Raw genomic sequence first — 17,871 nt, 5'->3', positions numbered from 1 at the left:
CGTCACTCCGACGGCCTGATCAACGGGCGCTGGACCTTCTTCCAGTCCGCGTACCGCTGGTAGGCCTGCTGCGTCGATTCCAGCGAGGACACCTCGCTGACCGGGACGTCCCACCAGGAGTGGCTGTCGGGGGCGTAGATCAGCGGATCGGTCTCGACGTAGATCACCGTGATGCGGTCGGCGGCCTTGGCGACCTTGACCGCATCGGCGAACTCGGCGGCCGTCGTCACTTTGATGACCTCGGCGCCCAGGCTCGCCGCATTGGCAGCCAGGTCGACCGGCAAGGTGTCGCCGTCGAGCCGGCCGTCCTCGCTGCGATAGCGGTAGGCGGTGCCGAATCGCTGAGAGCCCAACGACTCCGACAGCCCGCCGATCGAGGCGAACCCGTGGTTCTGCACCAGCACCGGAATGATCTTGACGCCCTCCTGCACGGCGGTCACGATCTCCGTGGCCATCATCAGATAGGAGCCGTCGCCGACCATGACGAACACGTCGCGGTCCGGCGCAGCCATCCGCACCCCGATACCGCCGGCGATCTCGTAGCCCATGCAGGAGTAGCCGTACTCGACGTGATAGCCCTTGCGGTCACGCATCCGCCACAGCTTGTGCAGATCCCCGGGCATCGATCCGGCCGCGCACACCACCACGTCTCGCGGGTCGGACAGGGTGTTCACCAGGCCGATCACCTGATTCTGGTTCAGTGCGGCGCCGTCGTCGGTGCGGTACACCTCTGAGACCGTGTCGTTCCACTCGGCCATCAGTTCGGCTGTGCGGGAGCGGTATTCGTCGCTGACCGTGTAGTCGCCGACCGCCGCGGCGAGCGCCTCGAGGGCTTCGCGGGCGTCGGCGACGACGCTGATGCCGCCCTGCTTGACCGCGTCCAGCGACGTGACGTTGATGTTGACGAACCGCACGTCCGGGTTGTTGAAGGCGGTCCGCGATGCCGACGTGAAGTCGCTGTAGCGGGTGCCGATGCCGATGATCACGTCGGCCTCGCCGGCCAGCGCGTTGGCGGCCGTCGTGCCGGTGGATCCGACCGCACCGACCGACTGCGGATGCTCGTGCAGGAGCGACCCCTTGCCGGCCTGGCTCTCGCACACCGGGATTCCGGTCTGCACCGCGAATCGCGCCAGCGCGTCGTCGGCGCCGGAGTAGATCACGCCGCCGCCGGCCACGATCAGCGGCTTGCGCGCCGAGCGCACCACCTCGGCGGCACGAGCGATCACCGACCGCTCGGCCGGCGGCCGGGCGACGTGCCAGGTGCGTTCGGCGAACAGCGATTCCGGCCAGTCGTGGGCCTGCGCCTGGACATCCTGCGGCAGCGACACCGTCGCCGCGCCCGTCTCGGCGGGGTCGGTCAGCACACGCATCGCACCCAGCAGCGCGGCGGGCAGCTGCTCGGGACGCCACACCCTGTCGAAATACCGGGACAGCGGCTTGAACGCGTCGTTGACCGTCACGTCGCCGCTCGAGGGCAACTCCAGTTCCTGCAGCACCGGCGAACTCACCCGGGTCGCGAACGTGTCGGACGGCAGCAGCAGCACCGGTAGCCGGTTGATCGTGGCCAGGGCCGCGCCGGTGAGCATGTTGGACGAGCCGGGACCGATGCTGGCGGTCACCGCCCAGGCCTGCAGCCGGTCCTGCTGGCGGGCGTAGGCCACCGCCGTGTGCACCATCGCCTGCTCGTTGCGGCCGAGCACGTACTTGAGCCCCGGCTCCACGCCGGCCTCGTGAGCTTCGACCTCATCCTGCAGCAGGGCCTGGCCGACGCCGGCCACGTTGCCGTGCCCGAAGATGCCCAGGCACCCGGCGAAGAACTTATGCCGCCGCCCGTCCCGCTCGACGTACTGGTTGGCCAGGAAGCGGACGGTCGCCTGGGCGACGGTGAGGCGCACCGTCGGTTCGGTGTCGGCGAGCTTCTCGGTCGACTTCGGCGCGGTGGAAACCACTGTGTCAGTCTCCTATCCAGCCGGCGAAGCCGGCGTTCGAGTTGTGGTTGACGGCGAGGACGGGGTGAAGGGAAGGCGCGGGTCGATCTGCTGGTGCTCCCAGCTGCCGCGCAGCCAGGTGTGGGCGGGGTCGTCACAGATCATCCAGGCGCGGGTGGGTCCCGAGCCGGCCATCACGTTGAGGTAGTACATGTGGTGCCCCGGCGCGGCGATGGACGGGCCGTGATAGCCGTGCGGCACCAGCACGACGTCGCCGGTTCGCACCTCCTCGAGCACCTCGATGGGGCGCTCGGGTGTTCCGTAGACCCGGTGATAACCGAATCCCGGTGTGCCGGCGGGGCTGTCGTCGATCTCGAAGTAGTAGATCTCTTCGAGCTGGGTCTCCACGTCGGTGTTCTCGTCGTGCTTGTGGGCGGGATAGCTCGACCAGTTGCCGCCGGGGGTGAGCACCTCGCACGCGATCAGCGAATCCGCCTCGAACGTCGTCGCGGTGCCGAAGTTGTGCACCTCGCGGCTGCAGTTGCCGGCGCCGCGCAGCTCGACCGGCACGTCGGCCGCGGCCACCCGCCGGTTCGGGAACGACGCCGATGCCCGGGCGCCGCAGATCGCGATCCGGCCGCGGCCCGAGAGCGTGTACTCCTGACCGATGCCGAGGTAGACCATGTCGGCGGGTCCGTCGAACACCGAGACCCGCGGCGACAGTGCGAACGTCTCACCGGCGCACTCGACGGTCGCGGCACCCGCGAGTGGCAGGATCATCACCTCGGTGCCCTCGGTGGCCAGCGACACCTCTCTGCCGTCACCGAGATCGAGCACGTGCAGGGAGGATTCGGCCCAGCCCGCGTCTTCGGGGGTGATCGCGACCGTGAACGGCGGGGCGGCGCTGTTGGCGGGGATGTAGAGCTTCGAGTTCATCGGACCATCGCCACCGCGGTCGCGACGGCCGAGCTGACGTCGTCGTCGGGCGGGTATAGCAGGGTGCGGCCGACGATCAGCCCGCGCACCGACGGCAGGGCGAGCGCCTTCTCCCAGCTCGCGAACGCCTCGTCGGGGTCGGTCGGGTCGCCCCCCAGCAGGAGGGTGGGCATGGTGGTGGAGTCCATCACCCGGTCCATCTCGTCGACCACCGGCAGCTTCATCCACGTGTAGGCCGACGTGGAGCCCAGGCCCTGACCGATGTGCACCGACTTGATCACCGCATCCGGCGACAGGTCGTTGCGGACCTTGCCGTTGACCCGCGACGACATGAACGGCTCCAGCATGGCGATCAGCCCGTGCGCGGCGAGCTCGTCGACGGCCTGGGCGCACGATGCCAGCGTGGCGACAGTACCCGGGTCGTCGAGATCGATGCGGCACAGCATCTTTCCGCCGTTCATGTTGGCCGCCGCGGTGGACGCGGCCGTGGCACCGGTCATCCGGTCGTCGAGCTCGAACGACGAGCCCGCCAGACCGCCGCGGTTGAACGAGCTGAACACGACCTTGTCCTCGAGCGCGCCGAGCAGCACCAGGTCATCGAGGATGTCGGCGGTGGCCAGCACCCCGTCCACCCCCGGATCGGCCAGCGCTGCGCGCAGCCGGTCGAGCAGATCGGTGCGGCTGTTCATCGCGGTCGGACGCGAGCCGACGGCCAGTGCGCCGCGCGCGGGATGGTCGGCGGCGACGATCATCAGACGGCCGTTGCCGCGCGTCGTCGGCCGGGGGGTACGGCTCTGCCACGCCCGGGCGACGGCGCCGGGATCGGTGGCCCGCAGATCGGTGATGGCCGAATAGTCCTGGCAGAGGGCAGTTTCAGACATTGACGGCTTCCTCTGCGGTTTGTTCGGCCAGTTCGGCGACCTCGGTGGCCGTCGGCATGGCGGTCGAGCATTCCAGCCGCCCGGCGACGATGGCGCCCGCGGCGTTGGCGTAGCGCAGGGTCTTCTCGAGCGACCAGCCGTGGAGCAGTCCGTGGCACAGGCTGCCGCCGAACGCATCGCCGGCGCCGAGGCCGTTGACGACGTCGACCTCGTTGGGTGCGACGGTCACCGACGACCGGCGGCTCTTCCCGAGTACGCCCCGCGGACCCTGCTTGACGATGGCCAGTTCGACGCCGAGGTCGAGCAGCGCGTCTGCTGCCTTGTGCGGGTTCGACTCGCCGACGGCGATCTCGCACTCCTCCCGGTTGCCGACGGCGACGGTGACGTGGGCCAGCGCCTTGCGCACCTGTTCGGTGGCGGCGGCGGGGGAGTCCCAGAACATCGGCCGGTAGTCGAGATCCAGCACGGTGAGGGGTCGACGTTCGCGTGCTTCCCAGGCCGCGAAATGTGCACTGCGGCTTGGCTCTTCGGACAATCCGGTGACCGTGGCCCAGAACAGGCGCGACGAGCGCACCTCGTCGGCGTCGATCTCGTCGGGGCGGATCTGCAGGTCAGGTGCGCTGGGCTTGCGGTAGAAGTACAGCGGAAAGTCGTCAGGGGGGAAGATTTCGCAGAACGTCACGGGCGTCGGGAACTCACCGTGGGTGGAGACGAACCGGTTGTCCACCCCCAGGCGGGCGAGTTCGTTGCGGACGAACCGGCCGAACGGGTCGTCGCCGGCTCCCGAGATCAGGGCCGTGCGGTTGCCCAGCCGGGCCGCGGCGACGGCGACGTTGGCGGCGCTGCCCCCGAGAAACTTGCCGAAGGATTCGACGTCTTCGAGGCCCACGCCGACCTGGAGCGGATACACGTCGACGCCGCTGCGCCCGATGGCGAGCACGTCATATGGCTGATTGGTCATCACAAGTCACTCCGACGGATAGGTGTGGGTGGCTGTTATGACTGTGCCTCCCGCCACACCATCATGTCAATACTTTGTCCTGACATTCTATCTTGTTGTCAATCGGGTGCTACGCTTCCTCTGGCAAGCCCAGGGCAAACTCGAGATCGGAGCCGCCGTGCCTCTGACCGTGGAGCTCGACAGGTCCAGTCCTGTCCCCCTCTACTATCAGCTCGCGCAGGCCATCGAGGCCGCCATCAGGGACGGTGAGCTCGCCCCGGGTGACCGCTTCGAAAACGAACTGGCGCTGGCCAAACGACTCTCGCTGTCGCGGCCGACCACCCGGCGCGCCATCCAGGAACTCGTCGACAAGGGTCTGCTGGTGCGCAAACGCGGCGTCGGCACGCAGGTGGTGCAGAACCCGGTGCATCGCCGCGTCGAACTGACCAGCCTGTTCGACGACCTCGCCCGCGCGGGGCAGGAACCGACCACCGCGCTGCTCGACTACCAGGTCGGCCCGCCCGAGGAAGAGGTCGCACGCGAGCTCAATCTGGCGCTGGATCGCGAGGTGGTGTCGATTCGCCGATTGCGGTGCGCCAACGGCGAACCGCTCGCGGTGATGACGAACTACCTGCCCGTCGAGATCGCCCCCGGCGCCGAGGAACTCGAGAGCAGCGGGCTCTATCAGTCGTTGCGCGCGCGGGGAGTGCACATCCGGTTGGCGCGCCAGCGCATCGGCGCTCGCGGCGCCACGCGGGCGGAGGCGCAGTTGCTCGACGAGAAGCCGAACGCACCGTTGCTCACGATGGCGCGCACCGCGTTCGACGACTCCGGTGCAGCGGTCGAATTCGGCAACCATTGCTATCGCGCGTCGCGGTACTACTTCGACACCACGCTCGTCGACCGCTGAGGTCCCCTCTGCCGGAATGCAATTTCGGCGGGTGCGGGCGTCAGGAGAACGCGGCGCGAAAGGCCTTCAGCGCGGCCTCGCTGCCCGCGGTGCCTGCGACGGCCGCCCAGGCCTCCATGCCGATCGTCCCGGTGTAGCCCATGTCGCGCAGCGCGTCAGCAATAACGGGATAGTTGATCTCGCCCGTGCCCGGCTCCTGCCGGCCCGGCACATCGGCCACCTGGATCTCGCCGATCGAGGGCCCGCAGCGGCGCAGCAACTCGATGAGGTTCCCTTCGCCGATCTGCGCGTGGTAGAGGTCCAGCATCATCCTCACGTTGGGGTGCCCGACGCCTTCGACGAGTGCGAGCGTGTCCTTGGCGCGCGCCAGCGGGACGCCCGGGTGGTCGACGATCGTGTTGAGATTCTCCACGACGAACGTCACGCCGGCCGCGGCGCCCAGCTCGCCGAGGCGCTCGAGCGTGCGGGCGGCCGTCAGCCACATCTGACCGGTCGGCCGCTGTCGCGGCCTGGCCGCCTGCCCGTCCACCAGTTCGGAGGTATGCACATTGAGGCGTGAAACACCGAGTGTCGCAGCGGCTTTGATGCTGAGTTCCGCGGTGCGGACCACTTCGTCGCAGCTGTCCGGGTCGATGAGATCGCCGTGCAGATATCCGGTCATCGATGTGAACACCGCGCCCGTCGCCGCCAGCGCGTCGAGGTCTTTGTCGTGCCAGCTCCAGATCTCGGCCGCGAATCCGAGGTCGTGGATCCGCCTCACGCGGTCGACGATCGGCAGGTCGCGGAACACCATCTCCGAGCACACGGCCAGCTGAAAGCTCATGTCAGTTCCCCATCCAGAGAGAAGCGGATCGTCGACGCGATGAGGCGCACTCGCGTGATCTGCGGTGATCGTAACGGGATATGACTTGCAGTCCTAATGTCAGGACAAAGTCTTGACTTTCCGTTGTGAGCCGTATTACATCACTTCTGAGGCGTGTCGCCCGGCACAGCCCCTCAGGGTTCGGTGAGGGCGGCGCGGGATCTCGAGGACAAGGAGATGTGATGACGTTCAAGCGGCTTGCGGCACTCGCCGGGGCGGGCGTTCTGGCGGTGGGGATCGTGTCGTGCTCGTCGACCGGCGGCAAGCCCGCGGGCTCGGGTGACGGCGGCGGTGGCGGTGGCACCGTCGACACGCCGCGGATGACGATCGCGATGATCACCCATGAGGTGCCGGGTGACTCGTTCTGGGACCTGATCCGCAAGGGCGCCGAGACGGCGGCCAAGAAGGACAACATCGAACTCCGCTACTCCAACGACCCCGAGGCGCCCAACCAGGCCAACCTGGTGCAGAGCGCGCTCGACAGCGGCGTCGACGGCATCGCGCTCACGCTGGCCAAGCCCGACGCGATGGCACCCGCGGTGAAAGCTGCGACCGACAAGGGCATTCCGGTGGTCGCCTTCAACTCCGGGTTCGACAACTGGAAGTCGATGGGCGTGCAGGAGTACTTCGGCCAGGACGAGAAGCTGGCCGGTGTCTCGGCGGGGGAGAAGCTCAACGCCGACGGCGCCAAGAAGGTCGTCTGCGTCATCCAGGAGCAGGGCCAGGTCGCGCTCGAGTCCCGGTGCGCCGGCGTGACGCAGGGCTTCAAGGGCCAGACCGAACTGCTGAACGTCAACAGCAAGGACATGCCGTCGGTCGAATCGACGATCACCGCCAAGCTGCAGCAGGATCCGTCGGTCGACACGATCGTCGCGCTCGGCGCGCCGATCGCCCTGACCGCGGTCCAGTCGAAGAAGAACGCGGGCAGCAACGCCAATATCGTCACCTTCGACACCAACGCCGCACTCGTCGACGCCATCAAGGGCGGTGACGTCCAGTGGGCCGTCGACCAGCAGCCCTACCTGCAGGGCTATCTCGCCGTCGACGCGCTGTGGCTGTACCTGAACAACAAGAACCTGATCGGCGGAGGCCAGGCCACGCTGACCGGACCGTCGTTCATCGACAAGTCCAACATCGACGCCGTGGCCGAACTGGCCAAGGGCGGCACCCGATAGCACTGGGGGAGACTGACATGACAACACAGGCAGACCTCGACGTCGCTGAGCACAAGGTGGTGCGCGACGAGCGGGTGAAGGAACGGAATCGACTGCAGCGGCTGCTGATCCGGCCGGAGATGGGTGCAGCGATCGGTGCGATCGGGATCTTTGTCTTCTTCCTGGTCGTGGCGGCCCCGTTCCGTGAGGCAGGGTCGCTGGCCACGGTGCTCTACGCCAGCTCGACCATCGGCATCATGGCGTGCGGTGTGGCCGTGCTGATGATCGGCGGCGAGTTCGACCTGTCTGCCGGTGTGGCGGTGACGTTCAGCTCGCTGGCGGCGTCGATGCTGGCCTACAACCTGCATCTCAACCTGTGGGTGGGCGCGCTCCTGGCGTTGATCCTGGCGTTGGCGGTCGGCTTCTTCAACGGTTTCCTGGTGATGAGGACGAAGATTCCCAGCTTCCTGATCACGCTGAGCACGTTCTTCATGCTCGCCGGCATCAATCTCGCTGTCACCAAACTGGTTTCGGGCCAGGTCGCCACTCAGAGCGTCAGCGACATGCAGGGCTGGGATTCCGCGCAGAAGGTGTTCGCGTCGTCGTTCACCCTGTTCGGCGTCAGCATCCGCATCACGGTGGTGTGGTGGCTGGTGTTCACCGCGATCGCCACGTGGGTGCTGTTCAAGACCAGGATCGGAAACTGGATCTTCGCCGTCGGCGGTGACGCCGACAGCGCACGCGCCGTGGGTGTTCCGGTCACCAAGGTCAAGATCGGGCTGTTCATGTTCGTCGGGTTCTGCGCCTGGTTCGTCGGCATGCACCTGCTGTTCGCGTTCAACACCGTGCAGTCCGGGCAGGGCATCGGCAACGAGTTCTTCTACATCATCGCCGCCGTCATCGGTGGATGCCTGTTGACCGGTGGTTACGGCACCGCGATCGGGGCCGCCATCGGTGCGTTCATCTTCGGCATGACCAATCAGGGCATCGTCTACGCCGGCTGGGATCCCGACTGGTTCAAGTTCTTCCTCGGCGCGATGCTGCTGTTCGCGGTGATCGCCAACAACGCCTTCCGCAACTACGCCGCAAAGAAGTGATCTGATGACCATCTCCATGGAAAAGCCCAGCAGCGACGCACCGTCCGGCGGCAAGGTTCCGCTGGTCGAGCTCAAGGATGTCGGCAAGTCCTACGGCAACATCACCGCGCTCAAGGGCATCTGCCTGCGGGTGCACGCCGGTGAGGTGACCGGCATCCTCGGCGACAACGGTGCCGGGAAGTCCACGCTGATCAAGATCATCTCCGGGCTGCATCAGCAGACGGAGGGGGAGCTGCTCGTCGACGGTGAGCCGATGAGGTTCGGTTCGCCCGCCGACGCACTGGCCAAAGGCATCGCCACGGTGTACCAGAACCTGGCCGTGGTGCCGCTGATGCCGGTGTGGCGCAACTTCTTCCTCGGCCAGGAGCTGCGCAAGAAGTCGTTCCCGTTCTCGCTGGACGCCAACGCCATGCGGGCCACCACTCTGACGGAGCTGTCGAAGATGGGCATCGAACTGCCCGACGTCGACGCGCCGATCGGCTCGCTGTCGGGCGGCCAGCGCCAGTGTGTGGCCATCGCGCGGGCGGTGTTCTTCGGGGCGCGCGTCCTGATCCTCGACGAGCCCACCGCCGCGCTGGGCGTCAAGCAATCGGGCGTGGTGCTCAAATACATCACCGCGGCCAAGGAAGCCGGTTTCGGCGTGGTGTTCATCACCCACAACCCGCACCACGCGCACCTCGTCGGCGACCATTTCGTCCTGCTCAACCGTGGCAGGCAGAAGCTGGACTGCGCCTACGACGACATCACGCTCGAGCACCTGACGCAGCAGATGGCCGGCGGTGACGAACTCGAGGCACTGTCGCACGAGCTGCGCAGCGCCAAGGGCTGAGGTCGTCTCGCGGGCGTCACCGCGCCCACCAACGTTCACGGTCTCGACATGGTGTCGCTTCGGCTGTCGGCGGGCCGACACCAGTCCCGCACGGCACAATGGTGCATATGGACAGGGATCTCGAATCGCAGGCCGAGGTACCGGCCTGGCGTGACCCGCTGTCGGCGGGATGGCGGGCACACCGCGGTCTGTTGTTGCTGCGGCTGCGGTGGCACGAACGACGTGCGGCCCCCGCGGACCAGGTTGATCACGCCTGAGCGGCCAGGTCGTCGGCACCGTGCAGCGCCGCGTCGATATCGGCGCGTAACTGCGGCTCACGCCAGTACTCGCCGTGGCCGAACAGCGGAGCCGAACGCAGTTCGGTGACGTCGTCGTCGTGCGCGAACGGAAGTGCGGTCGCGATCGGGTCGGTCAGTCGCCAGTAGTTGAACCACCGCCGGCCCGCCGAGTTCCGTGCGACGTTGGCGAAGAAATCGCGCCCGAAGTACGCCGGAAAGAACGCGGCGTACAGCGACCACAGCGGACAGCCACACGTGTAGAGCGTGATTCGAGACTGCGGCGCACGCCGAGTTGCCATGTACCAGGCGCAGATCACCGATCCCTGGCTGTGCCCGACCAGCGCGACCGGGTGGACGCCCGCATGCCGGATCGCCTCGTCGATGCCGTCCATCAAGATGAGGCGGTAGGACGCTCCCGCCAGCGGCACCGAACGCGGCTGCCAGAACCCCGCGATGTCGGCCACCATCTCGAAGATGACCTTGAGCGATTCGGCAGCGCGTTCGGGTCGCCGGATGATCAGGAACCCGATGACGGCGATGCCGACGACGAGAATGATGTTGCGGCAAGCCAAGATCGCGGCATTGTCGGTGTGGCGCAGAAGCATCGCCAGGCCGACCCACGCAGCGAGCGTCAACGTCGCGGTGGCCAGCATCACGAAACTCAGGCACGCCGGTGCGTGACGGAGGATGCTGTGCCACTTCGACATCGATCGCCTGTCGGGGTCCCGGGGCGCCGCCGAGCCCGAACCGGGTGCGCGCAGCCAGAGGTTGACGGCCGTCGCGCCGAGCACGCCCACCCCGAGGATCACCACCAGCACCCCGAAGAACCCGAGGAGAAGGTCGATCCGGCTGAGGCCGTCGAGGTGCGGCAGCAGCAGGTGCGGCAGCTCGCGGCGGCCCCGCTCCACCCGCTGCGCGCCGGCTTGAGCGACGGCCGACACGGGGTGGTCGGAGTTCGTCACTCCGTCCCGGATGTCATTGAGCAGTCGGGCCATCCACTCGATGACGAGTCGGATCAGCGATGCCGCGGTGTGCAGCACCGCTGTCGCCAACAGCAACAGCAGAGCGGCCCCGGCGAGCGCGGACGCGTCGCGTTTGGCCCACATGTCGCTCGCCGTCACCTGCGCATGGACCGCGACGCCCGACAGAGCCAGGGCGATCGCGAGAACCAGCCCTGAGCTGCCGATCAGCAAGCAGGTCATGGGGTCGAACGGGTCGGAGAACCACGACGTCCACTGCGCGGGCCGCCAGTAACAGACGACGGCGAGCGCGGCCAGCGCCACGAGATGCACCGACGAACAGACCGCCCCGCATCCGCTGGTGACATCGTTGCGACGCAGTCTTTTGACGATCACGGCGGCCACGGCCAACGGTCCCGACATACAGACCACCAGCCGGGCATCCACGTCTTCGACCGGTCCGACGAAGGGGAGCCACACCGTCTCGACGATGACGATGAGCCATGCGGCGAGGCTGACGGTCAAGATGACGCTGACCATCGAGATGCACGCCTGCAGGATCAGCGACTGGCGCCTGCGTCGCGGCGCCATGTAGCCGGCGAGGTTGATCAAGGTGAACGGGAACAGCAGGTACCACCACAGCGTGCGGGTGAGGTGCCTGTTGGCCCGGCTCCAGGCGATCAGCAGCAGATGATGACTGGGCAGCTGCGGCGGTTCGCAGATGACCACTTGACTCTTGCGCCGGTTCTCGTACCCGGGCCTGCCCAGTGCGCTGAAGTTGGCGTGGTCGCCGACGCCGTGCACGCGGATCTCCGTGCCGCTCTCGGTGATCGCATCGCGGTGGCCCGGGTTTGCGATGAAGTCGATCGTCGGCGCCTTGCCGGACCCTGACGGACCCCCCGCCCCGGACGACTCTCGGCGGCCATCGGCCGCGCTCAGCTGAACCATGACGAGGCCCCCTTCGTCCAGCGCGGACACGCTGCTCAGGAACACTCCACTACACGGTTCTCGTCACCGCCTGCGTAGTCGACTACTCGTCTTTCTCACCGCGGATTCAAACCTGCCGCGCAGTAGGTCTCGTCGATGAGCGCCATGTTCGCCACTGCGTCCGCGGAGTCCAGCGGCAGCGCGGCGCCGTGTTCGACGTGCGCGGCGAAGGCCTCGAGCTGATAGGTGTAGGACGGCCTCTTCCCGACATGCTCCACGGTCGTGGTGTCCCCGATGGTGATGGTCAGGCCATCGTCGGCGGGCGGGTTGATGAAGTTGGGCACGGCAACCTCCCCGTGCGTGCCGACGACGCGCAGCGTGAACGAGTGTTCTTGCTCGACCATCGAGTTCGTCGTCAATCCCGTTGCGCCCGAGGGATAGACGAATTCGGCGTCCAGGCGCTCGTCGACGCCGGGGGTGCGCTCTACCGCAGTCGCTGACACCACCCGGGGGGATCCGAACCGGCGCATGATGTGCAGGGCGTAGCAGCCCAGGTCCATCAATGCGCCGCCGGCCAGGTCCAGCGACCATCGCGGATCGTCGGGCTGCGGCTCGGGCATCCCCATTCTGACCTCGACGCGGCGGAGCTCGCCCAGGGTTCCCTCGCCCGTCAGCTCGAGCACACGCCGCATCGCGGGATGGAACAGGTAGTGGAAGCCCTCCATGACCGTGACGCCGGACGCCTCGGCGGCCGCCGCGACGCGAGCCGCCTCGGCACGATCGCGGGCATAGGGCTTTTCGGTGAGCACGGGCTTGCCCGCCTCCACGGCGGCCAGGTTCCACGGAGCGTGCAGCGCGTTCGCCAGCGGGTTGTAGATGACGTCGACCCCCGGGTCGCTGATCACGTCCTGATAGGACGCCAGCACCCGCTCCACACCGTACTTGTCGGCGAATGCCTGAGCGCGCAACGGGTCCCGTGCGGCCACGGCGACCAGACGATGTCCGAGCTCCTCGGCAGGGTCGACGATCGCCTTCTCGGCGATCCGCGACGCCCCGAGGATGCCGATCCGCAGGGTCACGCGGACACGCCCGACGCGGCACCCGTCAGGAAGGCCACACTGGCGAGCACATCGGCCAGTGGTCCTTCGCCGCCGGGTTCGCCGTCGAGAATGGTGTCCTGCTCCATCACATACCAGCCGTCGAAACCGCTTTCCTCCAACGCCTTCACGATGCCGGCGATGTCGACGTCACCTGCGCCCAGCGGCACGTACATGCCGGCCGCGACGGCCTCGGTGTAGGTGAGCTCACCGGCCTGCACCCTGGCGGCCAGCGCCGCGTCGACGTCCTTGAGGTGCGTGTGCCTGATCCGGTCGGGCACCTCGCGGGCCAGTTGGAGCGGATCGGTGCCGCCGATCAACAGGTGGCCGGTGTCCAGGCACAGCGGGATGCGCGAACCCGCGAGCACCCGATCCACCTCGGCCCTGTTCTCCACCATCGTGCCGACATGGGGGTGCAGCACGGCGACCAGACCACGCTGGGCGACGACGTCGGCGAGCCGATCGAGATTCGACAGCAGTGTCTCCCACTGCTTCTCGGACAGGGCCGGGCGCGCGTCATACCCGTCGGCGCCGGTGGCAGCGGCCAGCACCACCACGCCGGCGCCGGCCGCGACCAATGATTCCAGCGGGCCGGCGAGATCCTCGACCGGGTCGTGATTCTCGTCGAACAACACCACCGGCACGAATCCGCCGACACAACTCAACCCGTGCCCGTCGAGCGTCGCCACCAACTCGGAGGTGTCCGAGGGCAGGAACCCTTCGGGGCCGAGTTCGGTGGCGGTCAGGCCGGCCTGGCGCATCTCGGACAGCACGCGCTCCGGCGTGAGCTGGTGACCCCAGCCGGGTACCTCGCACACGCCCCACGAGATCGGCGCTCCTGCAATCTTCACTGCTGGACCTCCTTGATGCGCACCGGCGCACCTCGGCGCAGGGACTCGGTGGCGGCTTCGGCGATCCAGGCGACCTCGACCGCGTCGGCGACCGTCGCACCCCGAACCGGGCCGCCCTGGACGACCTTGACGAATTCCCCGAGCTCCGTGCGGAATGCCTCGGTGAAGCGGTCCATGAAGAAGTGGTGCGGCTGACCGGTCGGAAAGTCCGTGGCCGGATCGGCATTGCGCACCGGCGCGCCCTGGTCCCAGCCCGCGACGATGGTGTCGTCGAAGCCGTGCACCTCGAGCCGGCAGTCGTAACCGCGTCCGTTGTAGCGCGCCGCGGAGACCACGCCGAGCGCCCCGCCGTCGAAGCGCACCACGATCGCGGCGGTGTCGACGTCGCCGTACTCGGTGAACAGCGGGTCGCCCTGGACGCTGCCGGTGGCGTACACCTCGACGACCTCCTGCCCGGTCACCCAGCGGATCACGTCGAAATCGTGCACGGCGCAGTCGCGGAAGATCCCGCCGGACCCCTTGATGTAGTCCATCGGCGGGGGAGCCGGATCCATCGTCGTGCTGCGCACGGTGTGCAGCGCACCCAGTGATCCGCTGTCGACAGCCTCCTTGACGCCGGCGAACGCCGCGTCGAAGCGGCGCTGATAGCCGACCTGCACCGGGACGCCGGAACGCGCGATGATCTCGGCGACGCGCGCACTCTCGGCGGCGGTGGACGCGATCGGCTTCTCGCAGAAGGTCGGCAGACCCCGCTCGACGGCGGCCAGCGCCAGCTCGGCGTGGGCCGGTGTGGCTGCCGCGACGACGATGCCGTCGACGCCCGACGAGAGCAGGTGGTCCACCGAGTCTGCCGGCGTGGCACCGTATTTCGCGGCGACAGCAGCGACGACGTCGGGCCGTTCGTCGGTGACGACCAGGCCGGACACGTCCGGCAGGTTCGTCAGCGTGTCGGCATGGAACGCGCCGATGCGGCCGAGTCCGATCAGGCCGAGGGTGGTCATGGGTTTCTCCGTTCGTTTCGGTCGCGCAGTGCGACGTCGAGTTCTTCGTCGGTCAGGCCGTCGGCCAGCGCGCCCAGCACGATGTCGACCTGACTGGCCGGTGCCAGGCTGCCGATCGGCTGATCGCTGTCGAGGTTGGTGGGAAACGCATAGCCCTCCGCGGTGGCCACCACGACGTTCTCCAACTCCTGTGGGGACCGGCCGGCGGCGCGCATCGCCCGCAGGGCGGGATAGACCGCGCGCACCATCGCGGTGCGGTCCATCGCCTCCATGGCCCGTCCGAAGGGCGAACTGATCTGCATCAGGTTCGCGATCCGCTTGATCGCCGACTCTCCCGACGAGATGTTCGATCCCGCACCGTGATAGAGCGCCGGGCTGAAGAACACCGCGTCGCCCTTGCACAGCGGCAGCTGAACGTGATGCCGAGCGAAGTAGTCGATGAACTCGGGCCGATTGAAGGCGATATAGCCCCCGGCGAAGCGTTGCGAATGCGGCAGCAGCATCGTGGGCCCGCTCTCGACCGGCATATCGCAGTGCGCGACCGCGCCCTGCAGCGTCAGCGTCGGCGACGTGCGATGGATGTGGGCGGGGTAACCGAGCAGGTGCTCCTCGGGAACGAAGCCGAGGTGGTAGTCGCGGTGCGGCACCTGCGCCGTGCCGCCGGGGTTGACGACGTTGACCTGCGAGGTGACCTGGTAGCGCGGGCCCAGCCAGGCCTGGCACACGAGGGCGAGGGCGTCGTTGGCGTAGTACTCGGCGAAGACCCGGGGATCGTGCAGCGCCAGCTTCTGCGCGGCGTTCCAGATGCGGTCGTTGGCGCCGGGCTTGCCGAAGTGATCCCCGGCAGCCTGGCCCGCGGCCCGCTGCGCCTCGATGATCGCGAAGAACGCCTCACTGGCCCGGTCGGTGATGCCGGCGTCGAACGCCTCGGTGAACACCACGACGCCCGGCCCGTCCGCGAGCGCGCGGATCAACTCGGCCTGCAGGGCGCGCCGGTCGGGCACGCGGGCCATGCCCGGCGCCGAGTACACGAGCACGTTGCCGCGCACCTCGACCGCGTGCGGATAGTCGGCGAGGGCGGTGTCGCGTTCGACCTCGGCGCGGAAGTCCCGCAGGTCGAAGTCGGACTCGCCGAGCCACGGCGCCGACGCTGTGTGCAGTGGTGTCGCCATGGCCGTTAGTCTTGCTGTGATCAGAGTCGCAATCAACGGCAGAAATCCATCAAAAAAACCTCAGCGAGACGCGGCGAAAGGGGTGGCAGATGGCGCACCGCTACAAGGTCCGCGAGATCGCCCAGCAGAGCGGGCTCAGCGAGGCCACGGTGGACCGGGTGCTCAACAACCGCCCCGGAGTGCGGGAGACCACCATCGCCGAGGTCAACCAGGCGATCGCCGACCTCGACAAACAGCGCACACAACTGCGGCTCAACGGCCGCCGCTACCTCGTCGACGTGGTGATGCAGACGCCGCAACGGTTCTCCGACGCGTTCCGGGCGGCCGTCGAGGCCGAGCTCCCGGCGTTCGCGCCCGCCATGGTGCGGGCCCGCTTCCATCTGTGGGAGTCGGGCTCGGTGCCCGAGATGGTCGATGCGCTGAGCAGGATCCGCGGTAGTCACGGCGTCGTGCTCAAGGCGCAGGACGAACCCGAGGTCGCCGAGGCGGTGGACCGCCTGGTCGCAGGGGGAGTCCCGGTGGTGACCTACGCGACCGACGTCCCGTCGAGCGCACGCTGCGCCTACGTCGGGATCGACAACCACGGAGCCGGCGTGACCGCCGCCTACCTGGTGAACCAGTGGCTCGGCGATGCCCCCTCCGACGTGCTGATCACATTGAGCCGCACGGTGTTCCGCGGTGAGGGCGAGCGTGAGGTCGGATTCAGGAGCGGTCTGCGCGGATCGGGCCGGGCGATCGTCGAGGTGAGCGACAGTGACGGCATCGACGCGGCGAACGAACGGCTCGTCCTGGAGGCGCTCGAGCGCAATCCGGGCATCGGGGCGGTCTACTCGCCGGGTGGCGGCAACACCGCGACCGTGGCGGCGTTCGAGCGGCTGGGCCGGAGATGTCACGTTTTCGTCGCCCACGACCTGGACGCCGACAACCGGCGGCTGCTCCGCGACGGCCGCATCTCGGTCGTGCTGCACAACGACCTGCGCGCCGATGCCAGATCGGCGATCCGGTCCCTCCTGCAGTGGCACGGCGCGCTGCCCGCCGAGCCCGTCCGGCCCGCACCCATCCAGGTCGTGACGCCCTACAACCTCCCTGTCTGACGCGCAGGAATCGGAGAAAGCGGGTAATCCCGGATACCATTTCGCCCCACGGTGTCGAGAACGCGCCGATGAAGACCCGGGAGATCGATCGGTGCCGCGAGAACTCGTCAACGGTGTGACCGTGCTGGGCAATTTGGCGATCGACGTCATCAACGGCGCGGCCAAGAGCCCGGGCGGCTGCGCGTCGTTCGCCGGGGTGGCGCTGCAAGCCTCCGGTTGTCCCGGCCGGATCGTCGCCCTCGGCGCCGAACAGGACCACGAGCTCTTCGACGCGCTGCTCGACCGGTTCGGTGATCTCGTCCGGGTCCTGCCCGCGGACCGCACGAGCGCATTCCGTCTCGACTACGACGACGTCGACCACCGCCACATGTCGGTCGACGCGATCGGCCCGGTCTGGGGTGCGGCCGAGATCGCGGCCGCGGACCCCGACACCACCTGGGTGCACCTCGCACCGCTGCTGCGCACCGACTTCCCGGCCGAGACGCTGGCGCTGCTGTCCGCCCGTGGACACCGCGTCGTCTACGACGGGCAGGGGCTGGTGCGGGCCGATCGCCTGGGACCGCTACTCGAGGACCGTCACTTCCCGCCCGACCTGCTCACTCACCTCGATGTCCTGAAGCTGGCCGAAGACGAAGCGGTGGTGGTGGCCGACGGCCCCTTCGACGCCGCAGCGGCCGAGCGGCTCGGGGTGCCCGAGATCGTGGTGACGTACGGCTCCGAGGGCTGTGACATCTACACCGACGGCGACGTCGATCGCGTTCCCGCGGCGTGGCGGGTGCTCGACGTGCAGACCACAGGCGCCGGGGACATGTTCACCGCGTGCTACGCGGCCCACCGCGCCATGGGTGATGTTCCCCGCCGGGCCGCCGAGCAGGCCAGCGAGCTCGTCGCCAAAGAGCTCGAGAAGCGCCGCCGGGTCAAGTCGGTGTCTCTCGGCTGAGCGGCTCCCGCGGCG

The 17,871-nt window shown here is 68.2% G+C and carries 17 protein-coding genes; 7 read left to right on the top strand and 10 right to left on the bottom strand.

Annotated elements, in window-relative coordinates:
• Positions 1-2 precede the first annotated feature (2 nt).
• Genes iolD through iolC form a run of 4 tightly spaced genes read right to left on the bottom strand, consistent with a single transcriptional unit; the run spans position 3 to position 4,706 of the window.
• Entirely contained in the window at positions 3-1,949 is a 1,947-nt protein-coding gene (gene iolD / locus MCHUDSM44219_RS27420; RefSeq protein ID WP_048421436.1) for a 3D-(3,5/4)-trihydroxycyclohexane-1,2-dione acylhydrolase (decyclizing), read from the bottom strand.
• 12 nt (positions 1,950-1,961) lie between these two features.
• The gene (gene iolB / locus MCHUDSM44219_RS27415) at positions 1,962-2,864 is read right to left on the bottom strand and encodes a 5-deoxy-glucuronate isomerase (protein ID WP_048421435.1); all 903 of its coding nucleotides are present in this window, start codon (positions 2,862-2,864) and stop codon (positions 1,962-1,964) included.
• Positions 2,861-3,745, bottom strand: coding sequence for a Cgl0159 family (beta/alpha)8-fold protein (locus MCHUDSM44219_RS27410; protein WP_048421434.1), 885 nt, complete (start codon positions 3,743-3,745; stop codon positions 2,861-2,863). Before MCHUDSM44219_RS27410 ends, iolB begins: the two co-directional genes overlap by 4 nt.
• Entirely contained in the window at positions 3,738-4,706 is a 969-nt protein-coding gene (gene iolC / locus MCHUDSM44219_RS27405; RefSeq protein WP_048421433.1) for a 5-dehydro-2-deoxygluconokinase, read from the bottom strand. The genes MCHUDSM44219_RS27410 and iolC overlap by 8 nt, the downstream gene beginning before the upstream one ends.
• A gap of 157 nt (positions 4,707-4,863) precedes the next feature.
• On the opposite strand from iolC, the gene MCHUDSM44219_RS27400 reads away from it, so the two are divergent.
• A complete protein-coding gene (locus tag MCHUDSM44219_RS27400; RefSeq protein ID WP_048421454.1) occupies positions 4,864-5,595 on the top strand; it encodes a GntR family transcriptional regulator in 732 nt (243 codons plus the stop codon).
• A gap of 40 nt (positions 5,596-5,635) precedes the next feature.
• Here MCHUDSM44219_RS27400 and MCHUDSM44219_RS27395 read toward each other — a convergent pair whose 3' ends face one another.
• Positions 5,636-6,418, bottom strand: coding sequence for a TIM barrel protein (locus MCHUDSM44219_RS27395; protein ID WP_048421432.1), 783 nt, complete (start codon positions 6,416-6,418; stop codon positions 5,636-5,638).
• 221 nt (positions 6,419-6,639) lie between these two features.
• Here MCHUDSM44219_RS27395 and MCHUDSM44219_RS27390 point away from each other — a divergent pair, with 221 nt between their 5' ends.
• The 4 genes from MCHUDSM44219_RS27390 (at position 6,640) to MCHUDSM44219_RS30100 (ending at position 9,794) form a co-directional block, all read left to right on the top strand.
• Positions 6,640-7,632 carry a substrate-binding domain-containing protein gene (locus MCHUDSM44219_RS27390; RefSeq protein ID WP_048421431.1) on the top strand — a complete coding sequence of 331 codons (993 nt, stop codon included), beginning with the start codon at positions 6,640-6,642 and terminating at the stop codon, positions 7,630-7,632.
• A 17-nt stretch (positions 7,633-7,649) separates the two neighbouring features.
• Entirely contained in the window at positions 7,650-8,708 is a 1,059-nt protein-coding gene (locus MCHUDSM44219_RS27385) for an ABC transporter permease (RefSeq protein WP_048421430.1), read from the top strand.
• Between the two features lie 4 nt (positions 8,709-8,712).
• Complete coding sequence (locus MCHUDSM44219_RS27380) at positions 8,713-9,537, top strand: ATP-binding cassette domain-containing protein (protein WP_048421429.1); 825 nt, start codon at positions 8,713-8,715, stop codon at positions 9,535-9,537.
• Positions 9,538-9,644: 107 nt separating this feature from the next.
• Complete coding sequence (locus MCHUDSM44219_RS30100; RefSeq protein ID WP_157868789.1) at positions 9,645-9,794, top strand: hypothetical protein; 150 nt, start codon at positions 9,645-9,647, stop codon at positions 9,792-9,794.
• Here the strand turns inward: MCHUDSM44219_RS30100 and MCHUDSM44219_RS27375 are convergent.
• From MCHUDSM44219_RS27375 to MCHUDSM44219_RS27355, 5 genes are all read right to left on the bottom strand, one after another.
• On the bottom strand, positions 9,785-11,722 hold the full coding sequence (locus MCHUDSM44219_RS27375; protein WP_131722363.1) for an alpha/beta hydrolase family protein: 1,938 nt from the start codon (positions 11,720-11,722) through the stop codon (positions 9,785-9,787). The genes MCHUDSM44219_RS30100 and MCHUDSM44219_RS27375 overlap by 10 nt on opposite strands.
• A gap of 95 nt (positions 11,723-11,817) precedes the next feature.
• On the bottom strand, positions 11,818-12,780 hold the full coding sequence (locus MCHUDSM44219_RS27370) for a Gfo/Idh/MocA family protein (protein WP_048421427.1): 963 nt from the start codon (positions 12,778-12,780) through the stop codon (positions 11,818-11,820).
• Positions 12,777-13,649, bottom strand: a complete 873-nt coding sequence (locus tag MCHUDSM44219_RS27365; RefSeq protein ID WP_048421426.1) for a sugar phosphate isomerase/epimerase family protein — start codon at positions 13,647-13,649, stop codon at positions 12,777-12,779. Before MCHUDSM44219_RS27365 ends, MCHUDSM44219_RS27370 begins: the two co-directional genes overlap by 4 nt.
• A complete protein-coding gene (locus tag MCHUDSM44219_RS27360) occupies positions 13,646-14,650 on the bottom strand; it encodes a Gfo/Idh/MocA family protein (protein WP_048421425.1) in 1,005 nt (334 codons plus the stop codon). The genes MCHUDSM44219_RS27365 and MCHUDSM44219_RS27360 overlap by 4 nt, the downstream gene beginning before the upstream one ends.
• Positions 14,647-15,822 (bottom strand): phytanoyl-CoA dioxygenase family protein, encoded by a 1,176-nt coding sequence (locus MCHUDSM44219_RS27355; RefSeq protein WP_048421424.1) that lies wholly within the window; start codon positions 15,820-15,822, stop codon positions 14,647-14,649. Before MCHUDSM44219_RS27355 ends, MCHUDSM44219_RS27360 begins: the two co-directional genes overlap by 4 nt.
• A gap of 89 nt (positions 15,823-15,911) precedes the next feature.
• Between MCHUDSM44219_RS27355 and MCHUDSM44219_RS27350 the strand changes: the two genes are divergently transcribed.
• Positions 15,912-16,916, top strand: coding sequence for a LacI family DNA-binding transcriptional regulator (locus tag MCHUDSM44219_RS27350; RefSeq protein WP_048421423.1), 1,005 nt, complete (start codon positions 15,912-15,914; stop codon positions 16,914-16,916).
• Positions 16,917-17,031: 115 nt separating this feature from the next.
• Positions 17,032-17,856 carry a PfkB family carbohydrate kinase gene (locus tag MCHUDSM44219_RS27345; protein WP_048421453.1) on the top strand — a complete coding sequence of 275 codons (825 nt, stop codon included), beginning with the start codon at positions 17,032-17,034 and terminating at the stop codon, positions 17,854-17,856.
• Positions 17,857-17,871 lie beyond the last annotated feature (15 nt).

It is taken from the genome of Mycolicibacterium chubuense, from assembly GCF_001044255.1.
Taxonomy (GTDB): Bacteria; Actinomycetota; Actinomycetes; order Mycobacteriales; family Mycobacteriaceae; genus Mycobacterium; species Mycobacterium chubuense.
Note: the sequence above shows the minus strand (reverse complement) of the source record. Positions and strands in the feature narration are given on the sequence as shown.

Bases quoted from the DNA above. Each gene is read 5' to 3' on its own strand.
- iolB (WP_048421435.1), bottom strand. From the start codon at position 2,864: ATGAACTCGAAGCTCTACATCCCCGCCAACAGCGCCGCCCCGCCGTTC.
- MCHUDSM44219_RS27390 (WP_048421431.1), top strand. From the start codon at position 6,640: ATGACGTTCAAGCGGCTTGCGGCACTCGCCGGGGCGGGCGTTCTGGCG.
- MCHUDSM44219_RS27375 (WP_131722363.1), bottom strand. From the start codon at position 11,722: ATGGTTCAGCTGAGCGCGGCCGATGGCCGCCGAGAGTCGTCCGGGGCG.
- MCHUDSM44219_RS27410 (WP_048421434.1), bottom strand. From the start codon at position 3,745: ATGTCTGAAACTGCCCTCTGCCAGGACTATTCGGCCATCACCGATCTG.
- MCHUDSM44219_RS27360 (WP_048421425.1), bottom strand. From the start codon at position 14,650: ATGACCACCCTCGGCCTGATCGGACTCGGCCGCATCGGCGCGTTCCAT.
- MCHUDSM44219_RS27380 (WP_048421429.1), top strand. From the start codon at position 8,713: ATGACCATCTCCATGGAAAAGCCCAGCAGCGACGCACCGTCCGGCGGC.
- MCHUDSM44219_RS27395 (WP_048421432.1), bottom strand. From the start codon at position 6,418: ATGAGCTTTCAGCTGGCCGTGTGCTCGGAGATGGTGTTCCGCGACCTG.
- MCHUDSM44219_RS27385 (WP_048421430.1), top strand. From the start codon at position 7,650: ATGACAACACAGGCAGACCTCGACGTCGCTGAGCACAAGGTGGTGCGC.
- MCHUDSM44219_RS27355 (WP_048421424.1), bottom strand. From the start codon at position 15,822: ATGGCGACACCACTGCACACAGCGTCGGCGCCGTGGCTCGGCGAGTCC.
- iolC (WP_048421433.1), bottom strand. From the start codon at position 4,706: ATGACCAATCAGCCATATGACGTGCTCGCCATCGGGCGCAGCGGCGTC.
- MCHUDSM44219_RS27350 (WP_048421423.1), top strand. From the start codon at position 15,912: ATGGCGCACCGCTACAAGGTCCGCGAGATCGCCCAGCAGAGCGGGCTC.
- MCHUDSM44219_RS30100 (WP_157868789.1), top strand. From the start codon at position 9,645: ATGGACAGGGATCTCGAATCGCAGGCCGAGGTACCGGCCTGGCGTGAC.